This window comes from Bradyrhizobium sp. 195, from assembly GCF_023101665.1.
Lineage (GTDB): Bacteria > Pseudomonadota > Alphaproteobacteria > Rhizobiales > Xanthobacteraceae > Bradyrhizobium.
In genome coordinates this window covers 1,700,018-1,716,466 of the sequence record NZ_CP082161.1, presented here as the reverse complement: position 1 = coordinate 1,716,466, position 16,449 = coordinate 1,700,018, and the positions used below count along the sequence as shown (strand labels likewise).

At 58.9% G+C, this 16,449-nt stretch carries 8 protein-coding genes; 4 read left to right on the top strand and 4 right to left on the bottom strand.

What is annotated here, in order from left to right; genetic code table 11:
• Positions 1–3,416 precede the first annotated feature (3,416 nt).
• The 4 genes from gmd (at position 3,417) to tcuC (ending at position 9,864) form a co-directional block, all read left to right on the top strand.
• Positions 3,417–4,502, top strand: coding sequence for a GDP-mannose 4,6-dehydratase (gmd, locus tag IVB26_RS07975; RefSeq protein ID WP_247971189.1), 1,086 nt, complete (start codon positions 3,417–3,419; stop codon positions 4,500–4,502).
• The gene (gene fcl / locus IVB26_RS07970; protein WP_276578715.1) at positions 4,483–5,460 is read left to right on the top strand and encodes a GDP-L-fucose synthase; all 978 of its coding nucleotides are present in this window, start codon (positions 4,483–4,485) and stop codon (positions 5,458–5,460) included. The genes gmd and fcl overlap by 20 nt, the downstream gene beginning before the upstream one ends.
• A gap of 219 nt (positions 5,461–5,679) precedes the next feature.
• The gene (glmS, locus tag IVB26_RS07965) at positions 5,680–7,506 is read left to right on the top strand and encodes a glutamine--fructose-6-phosphate transaminase (isomerizing) (RefSeq protein ID WP_247971188.1); all 1,827 of its coding nucleotides are present in this window, start codon (positions 5,680–5,682) and stop codon (positions 7,504–7,506) included.
• Positions 7,507–8,514: 1,008 nt separating this feature from the next.
• Positions 8,515–9,864, top strand: a complete 1,350-nt coding sequence (tcuC, locus tag IVB26_RS07960) for an MFS transporter (protein WP_276578714.1) — start codon at positions 8,515–8,517, stop codon at positions 9,862–9,864.
• Between the two features lie 483 nt (positions 9,865–10,347).
• On the opposite strand, the gene IVB26_RS07955 is transcribed toward tcuC, so the two are convergent.
• The 4 genes from IVB26_RS07955 to IVB26_RS07940 form a co-directional block, all read right to left on the bottom strand.
• Complete coding sequence (locus IVB26_RS07955) at positions 10,348–11,214, bottom strand: electron transfer flavoprotein subunit beta/FixA family protein (protein WP_247971187.1); 867 nt, start codon at positions 11,212–11,214, stop codon at positions 10,348–10,350.
• Positions 11,215–11,635: 421 nt separating this feature from the next.
• The gene (nifA, locus tag IVB26_RS07950; protein ID WP_247971186.1) at positions 11,636–13,459 is read right to left on the bottom strand and encodes a nif-specific transcriptional activator NifA; all 1,824 of its coding nucleotides are present in this window, start codon (positions 13,457–13,459) and stop codon (positions 11,636–11,638) included.
• A 191-nt stretch (positions 13,460–13,650) separates the two neighbouring features.
• Positions 13,651–14,433: an SDR family NAD(P)-dependent oxidoreductase gene (locus tag IVB26_RS07945; RefSeq protein WP_247973107.1), complete on the bottom strand. Its 783-nt coding sequence runs from the start codon at positions 14,431–14,433 to the stop codon at positions 13,651–13,653.
• Positions 14,434–15,412: 979 nt separating this feature from the next.
• Entirely contained in the window at positions 15,413–16,387 is a 975-nt protein-coding gene (locus IVB26_RS07940; RefSeq protein ID WP_247971185.1) for a nodulation protein NodZ, read from the bottom strand.
• Positions 16,388–16,449 lie beyond the last annotated feature (62 nt).

Here is a 16,449-nt window from a genome sequence, read left to right as displayed (position 1 = left end):
GCCGCGGCGAACCTGCAATAGCTTGCTCACGCCGAAACAGGTAGCTGTAGGCATACACGGTTGCCAGCATTCTCGTCAGAGATGCGTCGACTGGTCGCTCATGCCGGAGCCCCCCTTCGGGCGCCTGGATTGCCTCCGCCGCCGCGTCCATCATGTTTTTCGTATCCAAAGACGGGCAACACGGCCTCCGGAGTAGCAATGACTTCTGCAGCTTTGGCGACCAAGCAGTCGTTCAACTGATGGCCATGGAGCGCGCGAGCTCAGACCACAAGGAAATCTCGATCTATGCTCTGTCCGAAATGTCACGCAGATAACTGGTGCGAGATCGCAATGCACGATCCCTGGAGCGGCCGACCAGTGATCAACTGCAATACTTGCGGTGAGTATGCCGAGTACGATTGCCTCCAGCGCAAAACAGCGCACGCGATCATCGCAGCTACCTTGGCCTGTAACGTGAGCAAAGAGGACCAGTGCGATCCGCGGGCGGTGGCTGACAGGATTTTGGATGTGCTGGAGAATGCCGGCCTAACAATCGCTCGCGCCTCAAGATGAATGGAGGACGCCGATCGGCGCCGCTACAAGGCCCCGCCCGCCCATCAGAGCGCATGGCCAACTGCGCCGCTCGTTCCAACAGCCATTTGATTGCCTGCAAAACCGCCGTCTCTCCCCCGGCCGACCTGGAGTTGAAGTCGCCATAGCAACTCTTTGATACCAACAACGATTGTAGCAAACGCGCCAATCTGGACCGAAGTCGCGATGCTCTCAACGGGACCAGGGCGCTGAGTACCGCTTAGGCGCGGCCTTCCAACGGACGACGCCCGGCAGATCTCCCCACAAGTATCGAACCCGCGATGATCGTTGACCCGGCGTGGCCTGCACCTGACGGCGCCTTTCGAGGTCGATAGTTCAAAGTTACCTAGAACGGCGAAGTCACTGTTGGGTGCCCTGACGGGAGTTTGGCTCATTGACCAGATTAACGCGCTCTCGATTGATCTCGTTTCCTATTCTGCTCAGCCGCCGCGGCACCGACAACTCCCGGAAAGCAGCCCCATTATGATGGTGACAGCGGGAGAGCTCGGCTGGATAGACAAAGCCAATTCGCACAGACTCGAGTTAGCATTCAGCCATGGACGATTGATTCCGGCGCCGAGGCAGCTCCTATCCACACATTCAAGTAAGCTTGACTGATTCGCGTGGTCACTTGGCCAGCGACGAGCAGCCTCACAGCTGGGCGTAGCTATGCGCGCACACTCGAGCGGACCCGAGCTGCGCGTTCCGCAGACGACGAATACCGAAAGCCAACTGCCTTGGTGAAGCGCCTCCCGCCCTCCTCGCCTTGCGGCTGGCACCTGGCAAACGAATACGAGTTCGACATATTCACGCGATAAGCCCGCAGGGGGATTGAATCGTACGTAGCGTCAGATTGTAAAGTGCCCCCCTAGGGAGCACCAATGTTCGGTCGCTTCAGAATTCCTGTGCTAAAGCGGAGCAGGCCGGTCGCTTGCGATGAGAGGTCTTCTGCCAAAGCGGCTGAGGATCGCGCTCAGTCCGAAGAACGCTGTTTCTGTCCTGTCCACGCAGATCGCCGGCCCGTATGAAGACAAGATCGCCCACATGTAAGAAGGACCAATCCAGCCTTGGCGGCTTCGAAATACGTTTGCGGGCACTGAGTGCCCAACCAGCCGCCGCGAGATTGATGCGTTATCCCGGAGCGGTCATGTGAGAGGACCCGATGGATCCAACAGGGTCTTGCTCGTCGATCACTGTGAGGGCCAATGCCGGGCCATTGTTGGCTTGAAGAATGGCGATCCTGGAACCGCATATATGTGCGGCGAACCCGTTGTGATGGGACCTCGCCAAAAGCTCTCATCATGGTGCGCTTATCACCATTCCCGAATGCACGTCATGCCATGGTCGGACGGACGCAGCGTCGTTGAAGGAAAGCAGACTAGATGACCAACAGTAATCCGAGACGAGCGCGCGCAATTGCTGGGCATGGACAGCGGTCATCGCGGGAGCAAGAGAGCTGCCGATAGATCCGCGAGCTGGATCTGCGCGACGTGCAGGCCTCACGATTGCCCCAGGGCCGAACGCCGATCCAGGCAATGAGGCCCATCAAGACCTGATGAACGAGTATTGAGAAGCTCATGTGAGGCCTTGGATCAGAAATGATGTGGAAATTTATACCCGCGAGGGACTGAAGACTGATCTCGGCACCTTGATTGAGGGCAACACCGCGTTCGAACCCGATAAGCCGGCGATCCATTTCGAGGGCGCGCCTCTAAAGCTTACGCTGCTTTCGGCGCATGCGAGCGGGGGGCACGTGGTTTAAAGGCCCGGGTCGACCTCTCCACGAGCAGCTCCTCCGACTTCCTTCTGCCGAGGGGCTGCAAATCAAATGCGATAATTGAGGTAGAACGCAGTTGATCCGTCAGCTCAGGCTGCTGTCCGCAGAATGCTTGCTCAAGAACCGGGACTTTGCCGCGGGCATCGATGAGAGAAGGGGCGCTCGGGACCAGCAAACCGCCAGTTTCAATGGCAGCGGCACCTGCTCAAGGCGGCTTATTCACGCACATGCGGGCTTTGCCTAGTCATACTACGGCCGGCCCAAAGACATGCTTGCGAGCGCGGAAAACACCCCCGGCCGAATGGTCGCCGAACCGAGCACTGACCTTCTGAGCCATATCGTCCGCGCGCTAAACGCACCATTGTTGTTGATTCCGTGGCCACTCGCGAGCAATGAACCGCCAGATGCTTTTCGCTACTGAATTCGTCATTCGGAGGCGCAGGGCACACTGATCGTCGCGATAAACCCCTGAGGTCCCATTAGCACTGGCCTCATTCATGCAGCGTTTTTCTGTGAACTCAAACAGCACAGAGTCAATATGCGCGCCTTCACTTTTGCTTGCCAGATCACCAACTTGATTGTCCAGAAATGGATCGATGATGATAAGTACTGCGCGACAGAGAACGAATTTCAATGTTTTGTTTGCCCGGCTTGCTCGCGGTTGCACTGGATGAACAGCAGACTGGAAAACTCTTAGGCAAGGACACGAAATGAGGGAAACTCGCTGGCTCAACGCGCGAGTTGACCACGCAGGGACTGTGGAACGCTTCTCGGCCAAACGGGTCTGCTTACCTCCCATCCGCGCCGCAATTTCATTAGTCGCACCCACGCAATAGAGAAACGCCTGACGAAGGCGGAACGAAATCTTCCGGACTACAAACTTTCGTATAGTCCTTCAAAACCCTTTCGATGTGGAAGGTTACCTCCGTACAGTTGAGCGATTGATGCAATGCCTATACAGAGTCCAGAACTCGGCAGTTCGAGAGCGTGACGCTTCCGCATTCGAAGAGGCCAAACGCGATTGACGTCGTCGATCGGGGACCGACATTAGCCTGCGCAGAGCAACGATTTGTCAAACCAAGAGAGCAAACGGCGGGTCGCTCTAATCACCGGCGTGACTGGACAGGACGGCGCCTATCTCGCCGAACATCTGCTGTCGCTCGGCTATGTCGTGCACGGCATCAAGCGGCGCTCGTCCTCGTTCAACACTGCGCGGGTCGACCATCTCTACCAGGACCCGCATCTCGGGGACGTGCCGTTCCTGATGCACTACGGCGACATGACGGACTCAACCAACCTGATCCGCCTGGTGCAGCAGATCCGGCCGACCGAGATCTATAATCTCGCCGCCCAAAGCCACGTCGCCGTCAGTTTCGAGAGCCCCGAATACACCGCCAATGCCGATGGGATTGGCGTACTGCGGCTGCTCGAGGCGATCCGCATCCTCGGCATGGAGAAGGAAACCCGGTTCTACCAGGCCTCGACCTCCGAGCTCTACGGCCTCGTGCAGGAGATCCCCCAGAAGGAGACGACGCCGTTCTATCCGCGCTCGCCTTACGGCGTCGCCAAGCTCTACGGCTACTGGATCACGGTGAACTACCGCGAAGCCTACGGCATGTTCGCCAGCAACGGCATCCTGTTCAACCATGAGAGCCCGATCCGCGGCGAGACCTTCGTCACCCGCAAGATCACGCGCGGCGTCGCGCGTATCGAGGTCGGGCTCGAACAGACGCTCTATCTCGGCAATCTCTCGGCCAAGCGCGACTGGGGCCATGCCAAGGACTATGTCGAGGGCATGCACATGATCCTCCAGGCCGACAAGCCCGACGACTTCGTGCTGGCGACCGGCGAGATGCGCTCGGTGCGCGAGATGGTCGAGCTGTCCTTTGCGCAAGTCGGCCGCCGCATCGAATGGGGCGGCGCGGGTGTCGCCGAGACCGGCATCGATGCCAAGAGCGGCAAGACGGTGGTGAAGATCGACCCGACCTATTTCCGTCCGACTGAAGTCGATCTCCTCGTCGGCGACGCCAGCAAGGCGCAACAGCTGCTCGGCTGGAAGCCGAAGCGAACCTTTGCCCAGCTCGTCGAGGAGATGATGGCAAGCGATCTGGCGGACGCAAAACGGGAGGCGGCCCATGGCAAACGCACCGTTTGAGCTGACAGGCAAAAGCGTCTACGTCGCAGGTCATCGCGGCATGGTCGGCAGCGCGATTGCGCGCCGGCTCGCGCGGGAGGACGTGCAGCTCGTCACCGTGGACCGGCGCGAGGTCGATCTCTGCAACCAGGCCGCCGTGTTCGACTGGTTCGCGAAAATGCGGCCGCAAGTGATCTTCCTCGCCGCCGCAAAAGTCGGCGGCATCGTCGCCAACGACACGCTGCGCGCCGAGTTCATCTACGACAACATCGCGATCGCCGCGAATGTGATCCAGGCCGCGCATCAAAACGGCGCTGAAAAGCTGATGTTTTTGGGCTCGTCCTGCATCTATCCGAAGCTGGCCCCACAGCCGCTGCGCGAGGATTCGGTGCTATCAGGCTCGCTCGAGCCGACCAACGAGCCCTATGCGATCGCCAAGATCGCCGGCATCAAGATGGCGGAAGCCTATCGCAGCCAGTATGGCAGCGACTTCATCAGCGTGATGCCGACCAATCTCTATGGCCCCGGCGACAATTATCATCCCGAATTGAGCCATGTCGTTGCCGCGCTGATCCGCCGCTTCCACGAGGCGAAGGTCGCGGGCGCAAAGAGTGTCGCCGTGTGGGGCACCGGCACGCCACGGCGCGAGTTCCTGTATGTCGACGACATGGCGGATGCCTGCGTGCACCTGATGAAGAGCTATTCGAGCGCGGATCTTGTCAATATCGGCACTGGCGAGGACATCACAATCGCCGAGTTCGCGCGGATCGTGGCTGAGGTCGTCGGCTACCGCGGCGAGATCAATTTCGACACCTCGCGCCCCGACGGCACGCCGCGCAAGCTGCTCGACGTCAGCCATCTCGCACGCCTCGGCTGGCGCGCGAGGACATGGCTTGTAGATGGAATGCGGCAGACCTACCAGGCCTTCTTGGCGGTATCGGGTACATCGGACAAAACGAGAGACTCATGCAGCTGGTAACTGCTGACGGCGCTCATTGTCCGATTGCCAGAAAGTTGCTTTAGGATCTTCCGGCGAATTCGACTGGGCTCCACGTGTTGCTTGGAGCTCGCGCACCTCCGGGTGCCGCGTGCCCGATGGAGGGCAGGAACGGCCAGATTGGCCGATAACTATAGCGAGCGAATTGGTCAGGCGCGCCTTGCGGGACGCTCCGTTTTGAACTTGAGGTAAACTGATTAAATGTGCGGAATTGTCGGCATCTTGGGGCGCGGTCCGGTCGCGGATCGTCTCATCGATTCACTGAAGCGACTGGAATATCGCGGCTATGACTCCGCGGGCATCGGAACGCTCAAAGGAAACCATATCGAGCTTCGACGCGCCGAGGGCAAGCTGAGGAACCTTGAGACACGCGTTCGCTGCCATCCGCTCTCCGGCCATGTCGGGATTGGGCACACGCGCTGGGCTACTCATGGCAAGCCGACGGAGCACAATGCTCATCCGCATGCAACGGACAATGTTGCAGTCGTCCATAACGGCATAATCGAGAATTTCCGCGAGCTGCGAGCGGAGCTAAAACAGCATGGCGCCTGCTTCGCCTCTGAAACAGACACCGAGGTGGTGACGCATCTCATCGACTTTTATCTGAAAGATGGCTGCTCGCCGCAGGAGGCAGTAAAAGCGTCGCTACCGCGGCTAGTCGGCGCGTTTGCGCTTGCAATCCTGTTCAAGGGTCAACACGACCTCATGATCGGTGCGCGCAAGGGCTCACCACTCGCGATCGGGCATGGCGAAGGCGAAATGTATCTCGGATCGGATGCTATCGCGCTCGCGCCCCTTACCGGCTTGATCACCTACCTTGAGGACGGCGATTGGGCTGTGCTCAACCGCAACTTCAGCGTGGTCTACGACGCACAAGGCACAGTTGTCCGCCGGGAGGTGATGAGATCTGGCGCGTCGTCGTTTCTCGTCGAGAAAGCAAACTACCGCCACTTCATGGCGAAGGAAATCCACGAACAGCCAGAGGTGATCGGGCAGACGCTGGCGCATTACGTCGATATCGCTACCGAGAGCGTGGCACTGCCGCAGGAGCTTCCGTTCGACTTCAACGAGATCGGACATATCTCGATCACGGCTTGCGGTACGGCAGGCTACGCCGGCCATATCGGCAAATACTGGTTCGAGCGGCTGGCTCGTATTCCGGTCGAGCTCGATGTCGCCTCCGAATTTCGGTATCGTGAGGCGCCGATGCGCAAGGGAGATCTTGCTATCTTCATCTCGCAGTCCGGCGAGACGGCCGATACGCTGGCCGCGCTCCGCTATGCCAAATCGCAAGGCCTGCATACCCTCTCGATCGTGAACGTACTGAGTTCGACCATTGCGCGCGAAAGCGGGACAGTGTTGCAGACACTCGCCGGACCTGAAATCGGCGTTGCCTCGACCAAGGCGTTCACATGCCAGCTGGTCGTCCTGGCGGCGCTTGCCGTCGCTGCTGGCAAGGCGCGCGGTGAATTGCCGGAGAGCGACGAGGTCGATCTCGTGCGAGCGCTGATCGAAATTCCGCGGCTAGTTACAGCGGCGCTCGCCAGCGAGCCGCAGATCGAGAAGCTCGCACGCGACATCGCCAAATCGCGTGACGTGCTATATCTTGGTCGCGGCACGTCGTTTCCACTGGCCCTGGAGGGGGCACTGAAGCTGAAGGAGATCTCCTATATTCACGCCGAGGGCTATGCGGCCGGAGAGCTCAAGCACGGCCCGATAGCCTTGATCGACGAGAGCGTTCCCGTAATCGTCATTGCTCCCTGCGACCGGGTGTTCGAAAAGACCATCTCGAACATGCAGGAGGTCGCCGCACGCGGCGGCAAGATTATCTTGATAACGGACGCTCGGGGAGCCGCAGAGGTATCCATGGATTCACTCGCGACGATTGTGCTGCCGGAGATGGGTACGACATTTACGTCGATTGTCTATGCGATTCCGGTGCAGCTTCTGGCCTACCACACGGCCATCCTGATGGGCACGGACGTCGACCAACCCCGAAATCTCGCGAAATCGGTAACCGTCGAATAAGGCAGGGTGATGCGACCTGGAATTGTCGTGGTCAGATTCCGAATGCGCACAAGCCTCGATCAGAAAGAATTGCGATGTGCCGCCCAGCTCCTGGCCCGATGCCACCGCATGGTTTGTGCCGGTTCATAGCCCTTGCTTACGGGCTGAGACTGATGTGCAAAATCTACGGCCAATCAGGTTGCGAGGCTGGCGTGGCGTTGCCTCCGGCAAGAAAGGAGTCGCGTATGGCTTATCACGGCATTCCGATTGCTTGGACCTGGTCATAATTCGTGACGAATACCAGGTTTTTCATACGGCGTGGAAGCCAGATGAACCTGTTCGATTGATCCAAACGAATGCTCGGTTATCGCTGAGGAGGCCCGCTATGTTCCTCCCCCTCAGCACGGGTTTTGGACCGCATTCGGACCGCAGCGCCCCTCGAAGTACGAGGCGCGCCTCGCTTCGAAGGACAACGTGGCACTTGCCGAGCATGGCGATCGGCGCTATCGGACGGGCTCGATCGCCAGCACGCTCACCAAATCTTTTCCATCAAATCTCAGGTTAACTTGAGCAACTCGAGGCCAAATCGCTGGACATCGGGTGAGATGCTAACGCACCTCGGCGCCAATCGCAGGCTCGCGAGCTGTTCTAGCACGACATCTCACGGAGCTCTTCCCTGCCGCTCGTATGCCATGCATCCGATAACCGAGCATTCGTTTGGATCAATCGAACAGGTTCATCTGGCTTCCACCGCTCAACGAGAAATTCGGCCACCCCACAGACAACAACCTTGTCGCCGAGAACTTCCCGAGGTTTCAGTAGCTTGAGAGTCACTCCTGCGGCGCGAGCGGAATAACGCCCGAAAAACTGTGCGAGTTTGCGGCAATTGCCGAAAATATGCCGGAAACGTCAGGCGCTTACGGGTTGGTCGATAGTGCCCTGATGGCAGATTCGCGGCCATGAAACTGCACTCGGCTGGCGTGAGATTTTCTCCGGAACCGGCCATTTCAAACCGAGAGGAAACTCGCCATGTCACCAGCGTCCATCGCGCAAGCGTCAAATGCCAAATCGCGCATTGGCGCCATCTTACGTGCGACGAGCGGCAACTTCCTCGAGCAGTTCGACTTCTTCTTGTTCGGGTTCTACGCCAGTGCCATCGGAAACGCGTTCTTTCCATCAGGAAGCGAAACCGCTTCACTGCTTAACACTTTCGGTGTGTTCTGGCTGGGGGCCTTGATGCGACCTGTTGGCGCGATTGTGCTTGGAGCCTATATTGACCAGATTGGCCGTCGGCAAGGCCTGATCATCACGCTTTCGATCATGGCTATTGGCACCGTCATCATCGCCTTTTGTCCCGGCTATGCAACAATCGGCATTGCCGCACCCGCGATCGTGCTGTTCGGACGGCTGTTGCAGGGCTTTTCTGCCGGCGTTGAGGTTGGCGGCGTTTCCGTCTACCTCTCCGAGATTGCCACTCCGGGCAACCGCGGCTTTTACACATCGTTTCAGTCCTCGAGCCAGCAGGTTGCGATCTTTGTCGCGGCTCTTATCGGATATTTTTTGAGCGAAGCACTTCCGGCCGAAATGGTTGCCGCCTGGGGCTGGCGGATCCCATTCTTCCTTGGCTGCTTGATCGTTCCGCTCATCTTCTTCCTGCGCCGGACGCTGGAGGAAACTCCGGAGTTTCTGGTCATGAAGACCCACCCAACGGCCCGCGAGGTATTTGCCTCCACAGTTGCGAACTGGCGCATTGTCATTCTTGGCATGATGATGGCGATGCTGACGACCACGACCTTCTATTTCGTCACGGTGTACACGCCTACGTTCGGAAAGCACGTATTGCAGCTGTCCTCGCAGAACACGCTCTTGGTAACGCTTTTGGTCGCCGTGACGAACTTCATCTGGAACCCAATTGGCGGCGCGATTTCTGACAGAATCGGCCGGAAGCCGGTCTTGCTGACCATTGCCGGCCTTGCCTTGGTGACTGTATATCCGGCGTTGTCTTGGCTTGTGACCGACCCAAGCTTTGGCAAGATGCTGATAGTGGAGATGATGTTCTCGTTCTACTTTGGCACCTATAGCGGCGCCATGTTGGGCGCTCTGGTCGAAATCGTGCCGAAGCACGTTCGCACAACCTGCTTTTCTTTGGCCTTCGCACTCGCCGCAGCTCTCTTTGGCACCTTTACGCCGCTCGCATCGACTTGGCTGATCGATCGGACCGACGACAAGGCTTCGCCGGGTTTCTGGTTGATGTTTGCAGCTTTGCTCGGCATTATCGCCGCACTCACGATTTATCCAGGAAACACCAAGAGAGTTGCGAAGCTGTCGCGACCCGAGCGGTCTAACCGGGCCGTAAGCGCGCAATTTACCACGCATTAGCAGCGCGCCCACGGGGACCTTCACGTCCAAGACTAACTGAACGGGTGCGTGGCGGTCCTTGCGGTGATCGCGCGGTGGTTCGCGTGCCACTCTGCGGGTCACGGTTCTTCCTATGCAATATCGAGCAGTATCGGGACGAGCCGTCGCTGATGTTGACCGGGAATGGCTGAGCACTACCGCCACGCTCGATTCGTTCTGTGGTCGAGCGGCGCGATGATAATGCTCGCACTTTGCGGTGACGTGAAACACGGCCGAGCTCGCGCGAGGGAGATACATCCCTCGCGCGAGCTCCACGTGCGCTGCCAAGCAAACCTAACGGGCACGTCTTGAGGCTGCATGAATTCCCCAGTGGACCGGGTATCGCAGTTCGCCAAACCTTAGCGAGCGGTCGAAAAGCTTGAATCGTGCCTGGTGCACCGAGCGACGGGCCAATGCATGACCACGACCCAGGCTAGCGCTGGCTCCGCTCGATCAGCCGCGATTTCACGCACCGCTAGTTTGCGCGGATAAGGTACCGCGCGCAAGCTGTGCGAGCTCCGTCTCGAGCGTAGGATTGCGCTTGAACATGGCGTCGATCAACGCTTGCGCCGGCTGCTCGGCCGCTTCCACCCACGTCGCCTTCTCTGCTCGTGCGGAGGGCGCGAAGACACGCTTGACGACGGTCGGCGACCCCCTCAGACCGCATTTGGCCATGTCATCCACGCCGGCAGTTTGAGCGCTCCATTTTACGATTGAGGCACGGGCCGCACGCAAGGCATCGATCATTGCACCGCGGCGAATTTGATTGCTTGCCTCTAACATGCTGACGAGACAAGGAAGCTTGGAACGCAGCACCTGGACTCCTCCTTCGCAGCGCCGTTCCGCATCGATCGTACGTGCTTTGAAGTCCAACGCTTTGATTGTGGAAACATAAGTAAGCTGCTGGACCCCGAGCCTCTTCGCAATGCCAGGTCCCACCTGCGCCGTATCGCCGTCGATAGTCTGCTTGCCAGTGAATATGACGTCTGGTGGGCCATATTCCTTCCCTATATTGCGAATCGCGCACGCCAGCGCGTAACTCGTCGCCAGCGTATCGGAGCCCGCGAAACTACGATCAGTGAGCAGGACAGCACGATCGGCACCAAATGTCAGCGCCTTTCGGAGAGATTCTTCGGCCGACGGCGGCCCCATTGTCAGAACAGTGATTTCGCCGCCGAACTTGTCTCGTAGCTCGAGCGCAGCTTCCAGTGCGAACAGATCATATGGATTGATGATTGTCGGCACGCCCTGACGCATGATCGTATTCGTGACAGGATGCACGCGGATTTGTGCGGAGTCGGGGACCTGTTTGATGCAGACGATGCTGTGCATATGCTTCTCCTAAGATGTTGAGCAGGCTCCTCACGAATAGCAACTGTCATACCACCCCAGGCATTTCGCCGATGAGGGACGAATGCAATGGCTGGCAACTGACGGTGAGACCGTTGTCGGGACTGCGACGGGCTGCGCAAAGCGGACGTGATCTCTCTCTGATCTGAGTCGCGGCAGAAACGGCGCGGCCGCGATCTTGCGCTAGTTCGACACCTAGTCATTTCTCATAGGGCGAATACATTGCAAGCAGACGATGACCAGCACCCGGCTAACGCGAAGAGGGCTTACGCTTCCCGGCATGGCCACCCCCAACCAGAGCACATCGGTTTCGTATCCGCTTCATGGACCAGAGTACCGCCTCTTGCGCACGTTCTCCTACCGCGCCCGGGCGAGCGAGAGAGACGCGAGCCCGACTTTTTATTCAGAAGCGCTTGATCTCGATACCGTGCCTTCTCAAGGCATAGCCAATCTGGCGAGGCGTCAGTCCAAGCAGGCGCGCCGCCTTGGCCTGTACCCACCCGGACCTTTCCATCGCCGCGACTACGCGCTCGCGATCTGTGACCTTGGCGGCACCTATGACAGGTCGGCCGGGTGGCTCTAGCGGCGTCAGTTCGCTACCGACCGGCTGAACGTGTGCCACAGCTTGTGTTGGCGGCATGCTCAGCCTCGCGGGGAGTGAGATCACCGGGCTCGGCTGTCGCGCCACTTGCTCCGGCCCGCACTTCCATAGCGTGGCCGACAGGCATTGCCCGTGGCAGCAGGCAAAATTGTCTCTTACGATCGACGATCCGTGCGCCAGGGTCGCGGTCCGCTGCACACAGTTCTCCAGCTCGCGGACATTACCGGGAAATCCGCAATTCATAAGAACGTCAATCGCACTTGAATCGAAGACCAGAGCACGGCCGTTCTCATTGTTGAAGTTCTTCAAGAATCGAGCGGCGAGAAGCGGAATATCAGTGCGTCTTTCGCGCAGCGGCGGCAGTAGCAGAGGAACCACGCTGATGCGATAATAGAGATCGGCACGAAACTCCTTCCTTGCCACCGCCTCTTCAAGATTCTTATTCGTGGCTGCAATCACGCGGACGTCGACTTTGATCGTCTGATTGCCGCCGACCCGCTCGAACTCCTGCTCCTGAAGCACGCGCAGGAGCTTCGCCTGGAACGACGCCGAGATCTCTCCAATCTCGTCCAGAAACAACGTTCCCTTGTCGGCGAGCTCGAAGCGACCCTTGCGCGCGTTGAATGCGCCCGTAAACGCCCCCTTCTCGTGACCGAACAATTCGGATTCCAGCACCGTCTCGGTGAGGGCTGCGCAATTCAGCTTGATAAAGGGGCGTTTGGCGCGCGCTGAACGCTCGTGAATAGCCTTCGCGACCAGCTCTTTGCCGGTACCCGATTCGCCGCGCAACAGAACGGTGCTATTCGATTTAGCGATCAGCTCGATCTTCTCAAGCAACGCGCGCAGCGCCGGGCTCTCGCCGATCATTCCATCGACTTGGACCCTCTTACGCTCCCGCCCATGAGGCTTGAGCTCGGACAGCTGCTTCTGCAGCCGGAACTCCTCGTCCATAAGCCGCCCGCGATCGCGCACAAAAACGCAATGCAGCTTCGCCGTCTGGCCCAGAAGGCTTGCGACCATCGTTAGCAGGCGGAGGTCGTCCTCGAGCTGCGCATGCGTCCCGTTGTCTGCGATGCGGTCGATGCTCAGCGTACCCACAACTTTCTCGTCAATGTCTATGGGAACGCCGATGAACGCAACACGCGTATTACCGGCGGCGTCCAGCATCTCGACGTCCGAAGAACTGAAGATCGAATGCAGCGCTACGTTCTCGACGATGAGCGGCCGCCCCGTCGCCACAATTTGATCAATTGCTCCTTGCGGCAAGCGCACCCCGCAACGCGCGTCGCGCCCTTCGCTCCGGCCGTCGTCTACGATGATCTCGGGCACCCCGTCATGATCGAACAGACATACGATGCCGCGCCGCATCTGCACGAGCGATGGCAGACGCTCGATGACGCTCGCCAGCTTGGCTTCGAGCCGGCATAGGCCGGTGAGCGCGTGCGCTATTTCAAAGATCGTGCTTAGCGATTTCTCTTGCGACCGCAGAATAGAAGCGGAAGGGTCCGCGTCGGAGGTTGAGTTTGGTTTTTCGCGCAGGGAAACGCTGTCCAGCATAATGTCTTCTCCGTTCCTTTCTTGATCCTCCCCATCACCTCGATCGGACTTGTTGAACTCGTGTTGCATGCCTGCCTCGATCTGACATCCAGTTCTCAGGGCGGGGCGAGAGATGACGCCTCTTCATGGCACGCCGGCAGCACTTACAGTGGCTAGATTTGCCGCTTTATTCTTTCCAACTCGCTGCGCGGATTCGCCCCGGCCAACATGGCTTCCATCGATGAAGCTCAGTTAGCCGGGTTCGCCAGGGACGGATTCACTCACAAGTGTTGCCCGCCATTGATCGGCACTTCGGCGCCAGTGACATAACTTGCCGCATCTGAACATAGGAAGAAAATGACCTTGGCGACCTCTTCGGGTGTACCCACCCGGCGAAGTGGGATCTTTGGCACAAGATGCGCTTCCGTGTCAGGCGACAAAATGTCCGTCTTGATTTCGCCGGGCGCGATCGCATTGACGCGAATGCCATGTGAGGCGTAATCGTGCGCCATTTCGCGCGTGAGACAAGCGAGCGCAGCTTTCGACGTCGCATATGCCGTGCCCGCAAATGGATGCACCCGCGCGCCGGCGATCGAAGTCACATTGACGATCGAGCCTGAAGCCGCTTTTAGCTCATCGAACAGACCTTGAGCGAGCAGGATCGGCGCCACCAGATTGAGGTGGAACACGCTCATCCAGGTATCGACTGAGGTCGCCAGCGACGTCAGCCGGGCACCGTTTGGCGTTTTTGGTGAGTTTCCGGCATTGTTTATCAGTCCCTGCAGCGGTGCGCCGGCAAGGCGCTCCTTTATCTGGGCAATCACGCGCGGCAGCGTTCGATGATCGCTCAGGTCGACTTCGATATAGCTATCCCCCTCTGAGTCCCATGGGCAGCGGACCGCGTCGAATGGTTGGCGCGCGCAAGAAATGATGCGCCAACCGGCTTGCGAAAACAAACTTCCGGTGGCGCGACCGATACCGCGCGATGCCCCGGTCAATACCAGCGTTTTCCGCTCACGCAGCGGACGGCCGGCTCCATCGGCGTGAATTGGACCGCGAGGCACCGTTTCCGATGATTGAGCTGCGACCGCATTGCCATCTGGTAGACCTAGATTCACACGCGACTCCCTTCCGCTCCCCTCGCCTGTGCACCTGGTGCAGGATCCGGGCCAGAGCGATGCAGGGCACAGGTGGCGCGCTTTTACGACGCAAATGGCAGGTTCCGAACATCTGGCCTGTTTGCTTTTCGACACCAGCAACGCCGCAGCAATGGCTGTCGTCGAGCTCCCGGGTGCTGCCCACTGCGTGCGCTAAGCCTTCGAGCCGAGAGGCTGGTGTTTCCATGGCGAGCTGACTGCGTCGCCCTCCACGAGTGGTCTGTGGGTCATGCGGGCTGGACGAGATTGGTTAGCTGCCTTTGGCGGAGATCAGGATTTAATGGCCAGTTCGTCCAAGTTGCTCTCGGCCATGGTACGCGCGGCCGCACATGCGGCTCTTGGGCAATATCGATGGGCCGCCGGCCGCGCGGTTCATCACACCTCCGTCCGAAAGGACTCTGCGAGCGCCGCATGAACAAGGCCGTCGTCCAGAAAACGAGCTGACCGCAAGAGGGTTGCCCAGCAAAGGCGATCCATCTACCGGACGCGCCTCCTTGCTATATTCTGACGTGACTGTCTGTTACGTCAGATTTCCTCGGCGACCCGGACCGCCATTGCCGTGCTTTTCACCGTCTGGCCAGCGATGGCGGATTTGGCCGGAGGATGACAGAACCATAACCTTTCCGCGCGACTCGACTTACACAGGAGGGCCCGAAGCATTGCGGGGCAAGGCCGCCGGCGCCCGCCGGCATTGGCCTTACGCTTCGCAGGCCTTCGCCCTCCCACCGCACCGCATCCGTGGTAGTGCGCCGGTCAGCCGTCGCTTGCGGGACGGAAGTCGCCATCCACCGTTCCTGCGAGACGTTGCGAAACTCGATGGTGTCGAAGCCAGCAGTATCAGACGGATGATTTAGCCCGCCATTGCTCGGGCTCACATTCTGGCGCTTCATGAAGCCGCGAAATGCTCGTATGGGTTATCGATCATGGTCAAATGCTCCGGATTTTTCTGGTCGAATTCAATAATCCGTGGCACGAGCAGACGGGCATAGCGCGTGAAGGCGCTGGTGGGGGGAAAGCGGATCACGGTAGCGCATCGCGCAAGAAGATACATGTCGATGAGAGCGGAAGCTCCACCTTCAATTCCCATTTCCGCACTATGCAACGGCCCTGCCCGATCGGCCTGGAAACGTTTTGGTACGGCGAAGACATCGGGAAACAGACCCAATACGCGATCGAGCACCTGTGCACTGTCCGTGCAAAGGAAGACCTTTACAGGCTTTGGATATGGCAAAGCCTTGGCTTTACGGATTGCCATGCAGACCTGACGAAGGGCGAGCTCCGAATCGGCCCAGTACGGCGCATGCTCCATGATATCTTCGCCATTGCCGTGCCGAACATGAACGCCAATGATGCTATGGCCGCTAAAGTGTTCCTCATACAAGGCGTCGATCCGCGCTTGAATCTCAGGCCTGAGTTTGATGTTCCGAAAGATCAGTCGTTCGGCTTCCTCGCCACAACGCCACATCAGGCAAGCGTCACAGACAATGGTGTTGGCTTCGTTATCTTCTCTTGCCTGGAACAGCTCGGTCAGTTCGTCACGTTCTTTGAAGATCTGCTCATCCGGACGATTGATGCAGTCGATCGATGGCCTATTCCACCACCGCGGGAAGAACGGTCCGGGAAACGAGAGCTGGTTGACCCGGTCATCGCAAATCACCGGGACCCCAGCGATGTCCTCAAGCGGCTCGAAGAACACCGGAAAGGCGTTGCTGAACGGTTGATCGATGTAGCAGGAACCGCGCCAGTCAACGACGAGCGTCCGTCCGGTCCGCTGCGCATACGACCAGGCTGACGCCAGCGACCAGAGGCAGTCACCAAAGCCGGTACGCCTCCGAGAAATAACAAAGCGTTCCTTGGTCAAGTTATCAAACCCTTCTCGTTGCGCAAGATCAGTTTTGTGTGGCGCACCTACTCATCGGCGAT

Excerpts from the sequence above, each read along its gene's own strand:
- fcl (WP_276578715.1), top strand. The coding sequence starts at position 4,483 with ATGGCAAACGCACCGTTTGAGCTGACAGGCAAAAGCGTCTACGTCGCA.
- glmS (WP_247971188.1), top strand. The coding sequence starts at position 5,680 with ATGTGCGGAATTGTCGGCATCTTGGGGCGCGGTCCGGTCGCGGATCGT.
- tcuC (WP_276578714.1), top strand. The coding sequence starts at position 8,515 with ATGTCACCAGCGTCCATCGCGCAAGCGTCAAATGCCAAATCGCGCATT.
- IVB26_RS07955 (WP_247971187.1), bottom strand. The coding sequence starts at position 11,214 with ATGCACAGCATCGTCTGCATCAAACAGGTCCCCGACTCCGCACAAATC.
- nifA (WP_247971186.1), bottom strand. The coding sequence starts at position 13,459 with ATGCAACACGAGTTCAACAAGTCCGATCGAGGTGATGGGGAGGATCAA.